8 protein-coding genes are annotated in these 15,032 nt (G+C 27.2%); 6 read left to right on the top strand and 2 right to left on the bottom strand.

Annotated features, from left to right (window positions below):
• The first annotated feature begins 62 nt into the window (after positions 1-62).
• The 3 genes from rpoC (at position 63) to purH (ending at position 7,041) form a co-directional block, all read left to right on the top strand.
• The gene (gene rpoC / locus AB4W64_RS00180; protein WP_367678053.1) at positions 63-4,295 is read left to right on the top strand and encodes a DNA-directed RNA polymerase subunit beta'; all 4,233 of its coding nucleotides are present in this window, start codon (positions 63-65) and stop codon (positions 4,293-4,295) included.
• Between the two features lie 719 nt (positions 4,296-5,014).
• A complete protein-coding gene (locus AB4W64_RS00175; protein WP_367678308.1) occupies positions 5,015-5,305 on the top strand; it encodes an HU family DNA-binding protein in 291 nt (96 codons plus the stop codon).
• Positions 5,306-5,463: 158 nt separating this feature from the next.
• On the top strand, positions 5,464-7,041 hold the full coding sequence (purH, locus tag AB4W64_RS00170; protein ID WP_367678052.1) for a bifunctional phosphoribosylaminoimidazolecarboxamide formyltransferase/IMP cyclohydrolase: 1,578 nt from the start codon (positions 5,464-5,466) through the stop codon (positions 7,039-7,041).
• A 159-nt stretch (positions 7,042-7,200) separates the two neighbouring features.
• Here purH and metE read toward each other — a convergent pair whose 3' ends face one another.
• Positions 7,201-9,477: a 5-methyltetrahydropteroyltriglutamate--homocysteine S-methyltransferase gene (gene metE / locus AB4W64_RS00165; protein WP_367678051.1), complete on the bottom strand. Its 2,277-nt coding sequence runs from the start codon at positions 9,475-9,477 to the stop codon at positions 7,201-7,203.
• Between the two features lie 145 nt (positions 9,478-9,622).
• Here metE and metR point away from each other — a divergent pair, with 145 nt between their 5' ends.
• A complete protein-coding gene (gene metR / locus AB4W64_RS00160) occupies positions 9,623-10,558 on the top strand; it encodes an HTH-type transcriptional regulator MetR (protein WP_367678050.1) in 936 nt (311 codons plus the stop codon).
• A 25-nt stretch (positions 10,559-10,583) separates the two neighbouring features.
• Here metR and AB4W64_RS00155 read toward each other — a convergent pair whose 3' ends face one another.
• A complete protein-coding gene (locus tag AB4W64_RS00155; RefSeq protein WP_367678049.1) occupies positions 10,584-11,405 on the bottom strand; it encodes a Cof-type HAD-IIB family hydrolase in 822 nt (273 codons plus the stop codon).
• 217 nt (positions 11,406-11,622) lie between these two features.
• Here AB4W64_RS00155 and glmU point away from each other — a divergent pair, with 217 nt between their 5' ends.
• Together glmU and glmS are read left to right on the top strand one after the other, a co-directional pair.
• Entirely contained in the window at positions 11,623-13,002 is a 1,380-nt protein-coding gene (gene glmU / locus AB4W64_RS00150; RefSeq protein WP_367678048.1) for a bifunctional UDP-N-acetylglucosamine diphosphorylase/glucosamine-1-phosphate N-acetyltransferase GlmU, read from the top strand.
• Between the two features lie 77 nt (positions 13,003-13,079).
• Positions 13,080-14,906: a glutamine--fructose-6-phosphate transaminase (isomerizing) gene (glmS, locus tag AB4W64_RS00145; RefSeq protein ID WP_367678047.1), complete on the top strand. Its 1,827-nt coding sequence runs from the start codon at positions 13,080-13,082 to the stop codon at positions 14,904-14,906.
• Positions 14,907-15,032: the final 126 nt, after the last annotated feature.

The following is a 15,032-nucleotide window of genomic DNA, read 5'->3' as shown; positions in this document are numbered from 1 at the left end:
AAAAGTAAAGATATGTATAGATTTATTACCTTAAAAAGTTTCACTCCGACGAGAGCTAATATGTGAAAGATTTACTAAAATTTCTTAAATTTCAAACTAAAAATGAAGATTTTGATGCTATTAAAATTTCACTAGCTTCACCCGACATGATTAGATCTTGGTCATTTGGTGAAGTAAAAAAACCTGAAACAATTAATTATCGTACCTTTAAACCTGAAAGAGATGGATTGTTTTGTGCTCGTATTTTTGGTCCAGTTAAAGATTACGAGTGCTTGTGTGGTAAATATAAAAGATTAAAACACCGAGGTGTGATTTGTGAAAAATGTGGGGTTGAAGTAACACAAAGTAAAGTCAGACGTGAAAGAATGGGTCATATAGAACTTTCCTCACCTACAGCTCACATTTGGTTTTTAAAATCTTTACCATCTCGAATCGGTTTATTATTAGACATGCCTTTAAGAGATATTGAAAGAGTACTATATTTTGAATCTTATGTTGTTACAGAAGCTGGAATGACTAATCTTGAAAAACATCAAATTTTAACAGAAGAACAATATCTAGACGCTTTAGAAGAATTTGGAGATGAATTTCATGCGACAATGGGAGCAGAAGCAATTCAATATCTATTAAAAGATATTAATTTAGTACAAGAATGCGATTTACTTAGGACTGAATTACATGATACTAACTCTGAGACAAAAAGAAAAAAATTAACGAAGCGAATTAAATTATTAGAATCTTTTATACAGTCTCATAACAAACCGGAATGGATGATCCTTACTGTATTACCAGTTTTACCACCTGATTTAAGACCATTAGTGCCATTAGATGGAGGAAGATTTGCAACATCTGATTTAAACGATTTATATCGCAGAGTAATCAATCGTAATAATCGTCTTAAACGTTTATTAGACTTAGCGGCTCCAGATATTATTGTACGAAATGAAAAAAGAATGTTACAAGAAGCAGTAGATGCTTTATTAGATAATGGAAGAAGAGGACGAGCAATTACAGGTTCTAATAAAAGACCTCTTAAATCTTTAGCTGATATGATTAAAGGTAAACAAGGACGATTTAGACAAAATCTTTTAGGAAAACGTGTAGATTATTCTGGTCGTTCAGTAATTACTGTAGGCCCTTACCTGCGCTTACATCAATGCGGATTGCCAAAAAAAATGGCATTAGAACTTTTCAAGCCATTTATATATGGAAAATTAGAAGTTCGAGGCTTAGCTACTACTATTAAAGCAGCAAAAAAAATGGTAGAAAGAGAAGAAGCTGTAGTATGGGATATTTTAGATGAAGTCATTCGCGAACATCCAGTTCTCTTAAATCGTGCACCTACTTTGCACAGATTAGGTATACAAGCATTTGAACCTGTACTTATAGAAGGAAAAGCAATTCAACTTCATCCACTAGTATGTGCCGCTTATAATGCTGATTTCGATGGAGATCAAATGGCCGTACATGTCCCTTTAACTATAGAATCTCAATTAGAAGCTAGAGCTTTAATGATGTCTACTAACAATATTCTTTCACCAGCTAATGGAGAACCTATTATTGTACCTTCTCAAGACGTTGTTTTAGGGTTGTATTATATGACTCGTGAGAAAATTAATGGAAAAGGTGAAGGTATGTTATTAAATGGTTCCAACGAAGCAGAAAAAGTATATCGTTTAGGTATTGCTGAACTACATTCTTTAGTAAGAGTACGTATAATAGAGTATGAAAAAAAAGAAGATAAAAACTTTACTTCAGTAACAAAAATAATTCATACGACCGTTGGTCGAGCAATTTTATGGATGATTGTTCCTAAGGGGCTTCCTTTTAATATTGTTAATCATACTTTAGGTAAAAAAGATATCTCTAAAATGCTTAATACTTGTTATCGCATTTTAGGACTTAAATCTACTGTGTTTTTTGCTGATCAAATTATGTATACCGGATTTGCTTATGCAGCAAGATCAGGAGCTTCAGTTGGTATTGATGATATGGTAATACCAAAAAAGAAAGCAGATATTATTAATGAAGCAGAAATTGAAGTTGCTGAAATACAAGAGCAATTTCAATCAGGATTAGTTACAGCAGGTGAACGATACAATAAAGTCATTGATATTTGGGCAGCATCTAATGAAAGAGTAGCTAAAGCCATGATGGAAAATTTATCTACAGAATCTGTAATAAACAAAAAAGGAAAAATACAAAAACAAATATCTTTTAATAGTATCTTTATGATGGCTGATTCAGGTGCTCGCGGATCTGCGGCACAAATTCGGCAATTGGCTGGAATGAGAGGATTAATGGCAAAACCAGATGGATCTATTATCGAAACACCGATTACAGCTAATTTCCGAGAAGGTTTAAATGTATTACAATATTTTATTTCTACTCATGGAGCACGTAAGGGATTAGCTGATACAGCATTAAAAACTGCTAATTCTGGATATTTAACACGTCGTTTAGTAGATGTGGCACAAGATTTAGTCGTTACAGAAGACGATTGTGGCACACATGAAGGAATTTTAATGACTCCATTAATTGAAGGGGGTGATGTAAAAGAACCATTACGCGAACGTGTTTTAGGTCGTGTGACAGCAGAAAATGTTATTATTCCTAATACTAATAACATTTTGATTAAAAGAAACACATTATTAAATGAACAATGGTGTGACATTTTAGAAAAAAATTCTATAGATAATGTTAAAGTGAGATCCGTAGTTAATTGTGATACCGATTTTGGTGTCTGTTCTTATTGTTATGGTAGAGATTTAGCACGAGGTAATCTAGTTAATAAAGGAGAAGCAATTGGAGTTATTGCAGCTCAATCTATTGGAGAACCCGGAACACAATTAACTATGAGAACTTTCCACATTGGTGGTGCGGCATCTAGAGCAGCAGCTGAGTCTAGTATTCAAGTAAAAAATCAAGGTGTTATACACCTTAATAATGCTAAATCCGTCACTAATTCTACAGGAAAGATAGTTATTACTTCTAGAAATGTAGAACTTAATATTATTGATAATTTTGGCAGAACAAAAGAAACCTACAAAGTCCCTTATGGAGCTATTATGGCTAAAGGAGATGGTGAAAAAGTTAACTCTGGAGAAACTGTGGCAAAATGGGATCCTCATACTATGCCTGTTATCACTGAAGTTAATGGTTTTGTTCGATTTATCGATATGATAGATGGTCAAAGTATCACAAGACAAGCAGATGAATTAACAGGATTATCTTCTATAGTAATACTTGATACAGCAGAGAGAATGTCTATTGGTAAAGATTTAAGACCAGCATTAAAAATCATTGATAATTCTGGAAAAGACGTTCTTATTTCAGGAACAGATATGCCTGCACAATATTTTCTTCCTGGAAAAGCGATTGTTCAACTAGATGATGGAGTTCAAATTAGTTCAGGTGATACTTTAGCGCGAGTTCCTCAAGAATCAGGTGGAACTAAAGATATAACTGGAGGACTTCCAAGAGTAGCAGATTTATTTGAAGCTAGACGACCAAAAGAACTAGCCATTTTAGCTGAAATCAGTGGTATTATATCTTTTGGAAAAGAAACAAAAGGGAAAAGAAGATTAGTTATAACACCAGTAGATGGTACAGATCCCTATGAAGAAATGATTCCAAAATGGAGACAATTAAATGTATTTGAAGGAGAAAGAGTCGAGCGAGGTGATGTAGTATCTGATGGTCCTGAATCACCACATGATATTCTTCGTTTAAGAGGAGTTCAAGCTGTAACTAGATATATTGTAAATGAAGTGCAAGAAGTGTATCGTTTACAAGGTGTTAAAATTAATGACAAACATATTGAAGTAATTATAAGACAAATGCTACGAAAAGCTACTATAGTAAAATCAGGAGACTCTGATTTTTTAAACGGTGAACAAGTTGAATTTTCTCGTATAAAAATTTCAAATCGTATACTAAATAAAAAAAAGAAAATATCTGCTACTTTTTCAAGAGATTTATTAGGTATTACTAAAGCCTCACTGGCTACAGAATCTTTTATATCTGCAGCTTCGTTTCAAGAAACTACAAGAGTGTTAACTGAATCTGCAGTAGCAGGAAAAAGAGATGAATTAAGAGGATTAAAAGAAAATGTTATTGTTGGACGTTTAATTCCTGCGGGTACAGGATATGCATATCATAAGGAACGTTTAAATCGTCGTCAAAAAAAACATAGTAATCTAATAGTCAACAGTTCTCAAATTACTGTTGAAGAAGCCTCTGCTAGTCTCTCAGAATTGTTAAATTCTACTCTTAAAAAAAATGATTATACTTAATATTTTTTTAAATATATATAAATTATGGCTGCTCTTAAAAGCAGCCAAAACAAAAAAAACAATTTATATTGATTAATCACTATGTCAATCAGTATGATAATAAAAATGCTATTTTATACATTTAAAAAATAACATAGAATTTTGATAAATTATAAATTTAATATTTATTAAAATATTAATAATAAAAAATATGCAATAATCTCACTTATGAGTATTAATAGATCATATTATAAAAAAATATAATCACTATTATTAATGATTTTATTTCATTAGTGCTAAAAATGTATTTTAAAAAAATCATTAATTTTATATTTCTTTATTAAGTGAACAAGTAATATATATTATTATCTCTCAATTTATATAATAAAACTATTTCATTAAATAAAAAAGACATAACTATTTTAACAAAAAATCAATGTTAATGTTAATACATAAAAATTATTACTTTAAAAATATATATAGTATCTTTTTCATTATGACTATGTATATTATATATTCGTAATTTTTTAAATTAATAAATTTTTATCTTACTTTATCTTTATTTTTATATTTATTTTTTATTAAAATAAAATTATATAACATGACAAATAAAGATATATTTTTTCTTTTTACATCAAATATATATAGAAAAAATTTACATAAAAAATGTATTTTTAATATAAATTTTTCTATCTAAATTTATAAAAATAATATCTACATTATTAATTTTTTGCATTCAAATAAAAAAAGGAAAAATAATGAATAAAACTCAATTAATTAATATTATCTCTAAAAAATCTAATTTATCTAAAATACAAGCCAAATCTACTTTAGACGCAACCTTATCTACTATTATTGAATCTTTAAAAAAAGGTGAATCTGTTCAAATAGTAGGATTTGGTACTTTTAAAGTGAATTTAAGAGCATCTCGTACAGGACGCAACCCTCAAACAGGAAAAGAAATACAAATTCCCGCCACCAAAGTTCCTAGTTTTACATCCGGTAAAACATTAAAAAATGAAATTAAATAATTTTAAAAGACTATAATTAAAAATATTTATAGGGGCATTATGCCCCTAATAAAAAACATTTCAATAAAACTAATATTATATTTATATAAAAAATATAAAATACTTTTATTTTGTATTTATTAAAAAATTAAATTATTTATTAAAAAAGACAATATATTATGCCATTATCAAACATTATAAAAAATGCTTTAATCAGCGTTTCAGATAAAACTGATATTTTAAAAATAGCAAAAACATTAATAAAAAATAGAATTAATCTATTTTCGACAGGAGGAACATCCACAATTTTAAAGAAACATAAAATACCTGTTACAGAAATATCAGATTATACGAAATTTCCAGAAATAATGGATGGGCGCGTGAAAACATTACATCCTAAGATTATGGGTGGTATTTTAAGGAGAAAAAACCAAGATCAAGAAATTATGAAATTATACAATATAAATCCAATAGATATAGTTATTGTAAATTTTTATCCATTTGAAAAAGAAAAAGATATTAAAAAAAATAACATAGATAATATTATAAACAATATTGACATAGGTGGACCAACACTTGTACGTGCTGCTGCAAAAAACTATAAAAATGTTATAGTAATAGTAGATTTTTCTGATTTTAATTTTGTTATTAATTCTATTATTGACAATACTCTGAATACAGAAAAAAGACTCTATTTAGCAACAAAAGCATTTGAATATACATCACGTTATGAAAAAAATATTTCACAATATTTTTTAAAAAAAAATACTTTTCACGTCAATCATAAAAAAAAATTATTTCCTAAAGAAATAAATTTTTCTTTTATAAAAAAACAAGATTTAAGATACGGAGAAAATCAACATCAAAAAGCATCTTTTTATATAGAAAAAAATATATTACAATCTGGAACAATTAGTACTGCTAATCAAATTCAAGGAAAATCTTTATCATATAATAATATATCTGATGCAGATATAGCGTTAGAATGTGCAAAAGAATTTAAAGATCCTGCTTGTGTTATTGTAAAACATCAAAATCCATGTGGCGTCGCAGTAAGTAATCATCTTTTAAATTCATATTTATTAGCATATAACGCTGATTCTATTTCAGCATTCGGAGGTATAATTGCTTTCAACTCTTTAGTAAATGAAGATACTGCTCAAGCAATTATTGAAAAACAATTTGTCGAAGTAATTATTGCACCTAATATAACAACACTAGCATTAAAAATATTACAAAAAAAACAAAACATTAGAATACTTATCACCGGAACAATAAAGAAAAATAAAATAGGACTAGATTTAAAAAGAGTTACAAACGGATTACTAGTTCAAGAACATGACTTTTATGATACAAATGATGAAAAATGGAAATTTGTTACAAAACGTCGTCCTACAGAAAAAGAACTACAAGATGCTGTCTTTTGCTGGAAAGTAGCTAGATTTGTAAAATCCAATGCAATTGTATACGGTCGCAATCAAACTACTATAAGTATAGGTGCAGGTCAAATGAGTAGAATTGATTCTACTAAATTAGCTAATATAAAAGTGAAAGATCAAGATCGCGATGTTATTGGTGCAACCATGGCTTCTGATGCTTTTTTTCCTTTTAGAGATGGTATTGATAGTGCCGCTCTGGTTGGAATTAGTTGTATTATTCAACCAGGAGGTTCTATAAGAGACAGTGAAATCATAAAAGCAGCTAATGATCATAATCTTGCAATGATTTTTACTAATAAAAGGCATTTTAAACATTAAAACATTATATGTTTGACTATTTATTATGGACTTTTTTATTAAATAATTGTTTTTTAAAATACAAAAAATATACAGTTATTAAATCATCATTTAGATATATAAAAGAATCTAAAAGATGATTTAATATTCATTTATAATATCAATATTACATAAAAAAAATTAAATAATATTTTTATTTTTAATTTTTTCTCGTATTGTCTTTGTTGCTTTAACCATATTTTTTAATGCAGACATAGTTTCCATCCAATTTCTGGTTTTTAAACCACAATCTGGATTAACCCAAATACGATCAATAGGGATATATTTCATAGCTTTAGTTAATAAAGTGCTAATAGATTCCACGCTAGGTATATTAGATGAATGAATATCGTATACTCCAGGGCCAACTTCATTAGGATACTGGAATTTTCTAAATGATTCTAATAACTCCATATCTGAACGAGCTGTTTCAATAGTAATTACATCAGCATCTAATAAAGCAATAGAATCCATTATATCATTAAATTCACAATAACACATATGAGTATGAATTTGTGTAGTATTTTTTACAGATGAAGCACTTAAACGAAATGCATTAACTGCCCAATCTAAATATTCAGGCCATAAACTTTTTCGTAAAGGTAAACCTTCTCGTAAAGCTGGCTCATCAATTTGAATTATTTCTATTTTCTCTTTTTCTAAATCTAGTACTTCATCGCGCAAAGCTAAAGCAATTTGTGTAGCAATTTTTTTTAATTCTATGTCTTCTCTAGGAAAAGACCAGAATAAAATAGTCACTGGACCAGTTAACATACCTTTGACTGGTTTGTGTGTTAAAGACTGAGCATATTTAGTCCATTCTATGGTAATTGGTTTTGGACGACTAATATCACCGACAATAATAGGAGGTTTTACACAACGTGAACCATAACTTTGTACCCAACCATTATTAGTAAAAACAAATCCATCTAAATATTGACCAAAATATTCTACCATGTCGTTTCTTTCAGGTTCACCATGAACTAAAACATCTATATCTAATAATTCTTGCGCTCTTATCACTTTTTCAATATTTTTTTTAATACTAATAGTATATTCTTCTTTATTAATTAAACCTAATTTAAAATTACGTCGTAATTGTCTTATATCAGTAGTTTGCGGAAAAGAACCAATAGTAGTAGTTGACAAAATAGGAAGATTAAACTTTTTCTTTTGTTCTATAGCACGCAAATTATAAGAGTCTATACGTTGAAATGCATTAGTTGAAATATTTAATAAACGTTGTGCTACTTCAACTTTATGAACTCTTTTAGAAAAACTACGTGCATAAATAGGAGAACTCCATTTTTTGATACAATCAATATTGTTATTGTTTAAAGCATTTGATAATAATGATAATTCTTCGCATTTTTGCACAGCAAAAGAAAACCATTCTTTTACTTCTTCTTCTAATTGTTTTTCTTTTTTTAAATCAATTGGTGTATGTAATAAGGAACACGAAGAACCAATTAATAATTCTTTACGATTTTGAGAAATTTTCAAAATTTCTTTAAACCATTTTACAAGATCAGACTTCCAAACATTACGACCATTAATAACTCCTAAAGACAATATCCATTCTGATGGTAATTTAGCATTAAAATCAACTATATCATATTTCCCAAAAACTAAATCAATATGAATACCCTGCACTGGTAGGTCACGAATAAAATTTATATTATGCTCAATACTATCAAAATATGTTGTTAATAATATTTTTATTATTCCATGTAATTCTTTATAAACATAAGAATAAGCTTCTTGCCATTTTTTAGGTAATTCTAAAACTAGGGCAGGTTCATCTATCTGAATAAAATCAACATTACGTTTTGCTAATTCTTTTAATACTTCTTTATATATTGGAATTATATCTTTTAAAATATCTAAACGATCGAAATAATTTCCTTTTACTTTTCCTAACCAAAGATATGTAATCGGACCTAAAAGAACAGGCTTTACCTTATGACCTAATAATAATGCTTCATCTACTTCATCTAAAATTTGTCTCCAAGAAAATTTTAAAGTTTTATCTTTATAAAACTCAGGAACAATATAATGATAATTAGTATTAAACCATTTAGTCATTTCTGATGCTGAAATATCTGGAGCACAACCTCGTGCAATATGAAATAAACAATCTAAATTAATAGAACTACTAATTTTATTGTGTCTTTCTGGAATATTACCTAACATCATACTAGTACTTAAAACATGATCGTACCAAGCAAAATCTCCAACTGGTATATAATCAATACCTGATTCTTTTTGTTGCTGCCAATGTCTTTTCCTTATTTCATATCCAACTGATAACAAATCTTTAACTGAAATTTTACTGGACCAATAATCTTCTAGAGCTTTTTTTAATTCACGATTTAAACCTATTCTTGGAAATCCTAGAGTATGATTTAAAATTGTCATTTCATATATCCTATTATTTATTATAAAATTATTTTTTTGTAAAAAATTTATAATTGATTTATTAAAAAAAACAGATAATCTATAATTCTAGCATTAAAGAAAATTAGCAAGCGTAAATAGTTAATTCTTTATATGAAGGAATCTCATGATTGAAATTAAACACCTTAGAACATTGCAAGCATTAAAAAATAGTGGATCACTAAGTGCAGCTGCTATTCAATTACATCAAACACAATCCGCAGTATCACATCAATGTAATGAATTAGAAAAAAAATTAGGGTTTAAATTATTTATTAGAAAAAGTCATCCTATAAAATTCACTATTCAAGGTAAAATTTTACTTCAATTATCTGAAGAAATACTACCTAAAATACAAAAAGCAATACACAAATGTACAGATTCACATCATATGATTATTCGATTAGCTATTGAATGCCATAGCTGTATTCAATGGTTAACACCAGCATTAAAAGTATTTCAAAATACATGGCCAAAAGTAGAAATAGATTTTTATTCAGATATGACATTCACTCCTCAACCATTTCTTCAACAAGGAAAACTAGACATTGTACTTACTTCTGAAGTATTTCCAAGAAGTAACTTATTTTACGCACCTATTTTTGATTTTGAAGTACGTTTAATTTTATCACCTAATCATCCTCTAGCTTCAAAAAAAAACAATATTCTCCCAGAAGATTTAGCATCTGAAATATTGATGATTTATCCTGTTGAACGACATAGATTAGATATATGGAAATATTTTTTGCAACCTGCAGGTATTATACCAATTTTTAAAAATGTAAATAATACATTACTTTTAATTCAAATGGTATCAGCACAAATGGGAATTGCTGCACTACCGCATTGGGTAGTAGAAAATTTTGAGCATCAGGGTTTAATAGTAACAAAAAAAATAGGAAATGGAATATGGGGAAGACTTTATGCTGCAATACGAAATGGTGAACAAAAAGAGTTAGTTATACAAAATTTTATTAATTCTATACGTTTACATGCTATAACTAATTTAAAATTTATTCGTGGTATATTACAACCACGATTTCATAAAAATATTTTAATATAATTTTATCAAAAAAACACTATTTTTTCTATAAAAACACGTTGCTCTTCTTTTCAAGAAATATTTTATTTAAACATACTGCAACACCGTTATTATTATTACTTCCAATAATTTCTACATGTGGTAATGCGTCTTTTAAACGTTTATCTGCATTTTTCATAATATATGCTTTTCCAGAAATACTCAGCATTTCTTGATCATTCATCCCATCTCCAAAAGAAAAAAAATTCTTTAAAGGAATATCTAATAAATGAGATATTAATTGTAATCCATGACCCTTTGAAGTCTTACCAGATATTACTTCAAGACAACCTGGGACTGAAAAACTAACATGCACTTTATTTTTATAATCATTAATAATTTTTTTTTCAAGATTATATAATTTTTTAATGTTTTTACTTGTATAAAAAATCTTACTAATATTGCTAGATTTTAAACTACCCAATTTAAAATATTCATATTTTAAATTTGTAAGAACAGGACAAAAATTATTATCTATTTTATTATTGTTTATATACCATTTATTATTTTGATATACTTGAGTAATAATATCTTTATCTGAATATACTATATTACACAAATTTATAGAAATATCTTCATCTAAATGATGATCAAAAATCAATTTATTATCTAAATCGTAAACACTAGCACCATTAGAAGTTATCATAAAAGATTTAATATTTAAAATATCTCTAATTTTCATAACATCTGTATGATGACGACCAGAAGCAAGAATAAAATAGATTTTCTTTTTTATTAATAATTGAATAGTTTTTTTAGTATATTCTGTTATTTGATTCTCTGGAGAAAGTAAAGTACCATCTAAATCTACTGCAATAATTTTATTCATACAATAACCTTAGGAGAAAGTATAATACATTTTATTATAACAAAGATATTATGTAGATATATACCCGCATCTAATAATTCACTTATCAAAAATTCTTAAATTCTGAAATTAATATTATTCATATATAAACATATAATTAATGATTAATTTTATTTAATTAAAAACATTTTATTTAATATTAATAATGTTAATAAAATATTATAAAAAAGGTTTTTTTATGTTCAAAAAAGAAATAAGCGTAGTAATACTTGCAGCTGGAAAAGGAAGTAGAATGAAATCTAATTATCCTAAAGTATTACATTCTTTAGGAGGAAAGACAATTTTAGAGCATGTAATTAAAACAGCACAATCTATAAAACCTAGAAAAATTATATTAGTCTATAATGGTGAAAAAAAAAATATACTATCTAAAATTTATGATATTTCAATTGAATGGGTAATACAAGAAAAACCAGAAGGAACAGGACACGCTATACTTTTAGCTTCAAAAAAATTTTCAGATAATGAAAATATACTAGTTTTATATGGAGATGTACCATTGATTTCGATTGAATCTATAAAAAAATTAGAAAATTCTAAAAAACAATCAACAATCAGTCTATTAACTATGAAAGTAAAAAATCCCAATGGATATGGCCGTATTATAAGAACTAAAGGAAAAATTAGCGGTATTGTAGAAGAACAAGACGCAAATTCTAAACAAAAAAAAATAAAAGAAATATATTCTGGAATTTTTATAGCTAACGGTAAAGACTTAAAAAGATGGTTAGGAAAAATTAATAATAAAAATAGTAAAAAAGAGTTTTACGCCACTGATATTATCTCTTTAGCTTATCTTGAAGGTAATTTTATTCAAACAATACAACCTTTAAAATATCAAGAGATACTAGGTGTCAATAATAAAATGCAATTGTCTATATTAGAAAAAATTCTTCAACAAGAACAAATTAATCGATTACTTATTGCTGGAGTCACATTAAAAGATCCCTCTCATTTTGTTTTAAGAGGAACATTAAAACATGGAAAAAATGTTGAAATCGATACAGCTGTTATTTTGGAGGATAACGTTTTTTTAGGTAATAACGTTAAAATTGGCGCAGGATGTATTATTAAAAATAGTATTATTAATGATAATACTAATATTGAAGCATATACAATAATAGAAAATGCTAAAATAGGTAAAAATTGTATTATAGGTCCTTTTGCTCACTTAAGAATCAATACTTTATTAGATGAAGAAGTCCAAATAGGAAATTTTGTTGAAATAAAAGATACTATTATCAAAACGCAATCTAAAGTAAAACACTTAAGTTATCTCGGCGATTCTGAAATTGGCTCTAAAGTAAACATTGGTGCCGGTAGTATTACATGTAATTACGATGGAATTAATAAATTTAAAACCATTATTGGTGACAATGTTTTAGTAGGTTCTAATACGCAATTAGTTGCACCAATTAAAATCATAAAAAATACAACTATCGCAGCAGGTACTACTTTAATGAAAGACGTTAATACATCGTCTTGTTTAGTTTATAACACCAAAGAACAAAGATACAAAAAAAATTGGATACGTCCTAATAAAATTGATCAAAAATAATAATTAAAACTTATTTAATTAATATCTTTATATTTCTAAAGCATAATTTTTAATAAAAAACTAAAAGGTACCAATATATGTGTGGCATTGTTGCTGCAGTAACACGATATAATATCATTAATATTCTTCTTGAAGGTATTAAAAAATTAGAATATCGAGGATATGATTCTTCAGGATTGGCTGTAGTAGATCATAAAAACAACATAATTAGAATTCGTTGTGTTGGAAAAGTTAATGAACTTATCAAAGAAGTAAATAAAAAAAAAATATCTGGTCATATTGGCATGGCTCATACTCGATGGGCTACTCATGGTAAAATTTCAAAAGAAAATACTCATCCACATATTTCTTCAAATATTATTGTCGTTCATAATGGAGTTATTAATAATAATTCTATATTACGAGTTTTTTTGAAAAAACAAGGATATATATTTTATTCTGATACTGATACAGAAGTAATTGCACATTTATTACATTGGGAGCAAAACAAAAAAAAAGATTCACTTCAACAAACAATACGAAAGAGCATAAAAAAATTACATGGCAATTATAGTATGGTTGTAATAGATAAAAATAATCCATTTCAATTAATAGCAGCAAGATCTGGAAGCCCATTAGTTATAGGATTAGGAGAAGAAGGAAACTTTATAGCTTCTGATCAAATTGCATTATTACATATAACAAAACGTTTTGTATACTTAGAAGAAGGTGATGTAGCTATTGTTAAAAAAAAAGAAATCAATATTTTTAATAGAAAAAACTTTAAGATTGAAAGAAAGGTAACTATATCTAACTTACAATATAAATCAGCAAAAAAAGGAAAATATTCTCATTATATGGAAAAAGAAATATATGAACAACCTATATCAATTAGAAATACTTTAAAACATTATCTAAAAGAAAACAATTCAATATATTTTCCAGAATTAGAATCAAAAGAAAAGAACATTTTTTATCATGCAGAACATATTCAAATAGTTGCATGCGGTACTTCATATAATGCAGCGCTGGTCTCAAAATATTGGTTTGAATCACTAGCTAATATCCCTTGTGATGTAGAAATAGCTTCTGAATTTTCTTCAAGAAAATTAGCAGTAAGAAAAAAAAGCTTTCTAATTACTTTATCTCAATCAGGTGAAACTGCTGATACATTATCAGCATTAAGATATGCTAAAAAACTAGGATATTTAGGCAATTTAACTATATGTAACATGGAAGGATCCTCATTAGTTAAAGAGTCTGACTTTCACATATTAACTCAAGCTGGAATAGAAATAGGAGTTGCTTCAACCAAATCTTTCACTACTCAATTAACTGTTTTACTTATGTTAGTAGCTAAAATAGCAGATTTTAAAAAAAAATACTTTATCTCAAAAAAAATTATCCACTCTTTGAGTACTTTACCTAGTCAAATTGAAAAGATTTTAAAAAAAAATGAATTAATTAAAACTATTGCAAATAAATTATCTAATAAAAAAAATATATTATTTCTTGGACGAGGTGAATATTATCCTATTGCAATTGAAGGGGCTTTAAAAATAAAAGAAATTGCTTATATTCATGCTGAAGCTTATCCTGCAGGGGAACTTAAACATGGACCACTTGCTCTTATCGATGAAAATATGACAGTCATTATCATAGCGCCAAAAAATTTGTTATTAGAAAAAATTCAAAACAACATAAAAGAGATTTGTTTAAGAGGAGGCTTAATTTATGTTTTTTCAGATCAAGATTTTGATTGCGAAGACAACGTTCATATTATTAAACTTCCAAAGGTTCAAGAATTAATAGCACCTATTTTTTATATTATTCCCTTACAACTTCTTGCTTACTACATCGCACTAAGTAAAGGAAAAAACATTGATCAACCAAGACATTTAGCTAAATCAGTAACAGTAGAATAAAATTCTATTATTTTTATTTACACTATAAAAATACAATTGATTTTTAATAAAAAAAAGAGTATGAGTTTTCAATTTAAAGAAAAACTTAGTCTCATACTCTATATAAAACTTTATTTAATAATTTTT

Origin of the sequence: Buchnera aphidicola (Brachycaudus tragopogonis) (assembly GCF_964059175.1) — a bacterium.
Lineage (GTDB): Bacteria > Pseudomonadota > Gammaproteobacteria > Enterobacterales > Enterobacteriaceae > Buchnera > Buchnera aphidicola_BM.
This window is presented reverse-complemented; position numbering and strand designations above follow the sequence as displayed.

What these genes read in the sequence shown, in the direction of transcription:
- metR (WP_367678050.1), top strand. Translation starts at nt 9,623, where the DNA reads ATGATTGAAATTAAACACCTTAGAACATTGCAAGCATTAAAAAATAGT.
- metE (WP_367678051.1), bottom strand. Translation starts at nt 9,477, where the DNA reads ATGACAATTTTAAATCATACTCTAGGATTTCCAAGAATAGGTTTAAAT.
- AB4W64_RS00155 (WP_367678049.1), bottom strand. Translation starts at nt 11,405, where the DNA reads ATGAATAAAATTATTGCAGTAGATTTAGATGGTACTTTACTTTCTCCA.
- glmS (WP_367678047.1), top strand. Translation starts at nt 13,080, where the DNA reads ATGTGTGGCATTGTTGCTGCAGTAACACGATATAATATCATTAATATT.
- purH (WP_367678052.1), top strand. Translation starts at nt 5,464, where the DNA reads ATGCCATTATCAAACATTATAAAAAATGCTTTAATCAGCGTTTCAGAT.
- glmU (WP_367678048.1), top strand. Translation starts at nt 11,623, where the DNA reads ATGTTCAAAAAAGAAATAAGCGTAGTAATACTTGCAGCTGGAAAAGGA.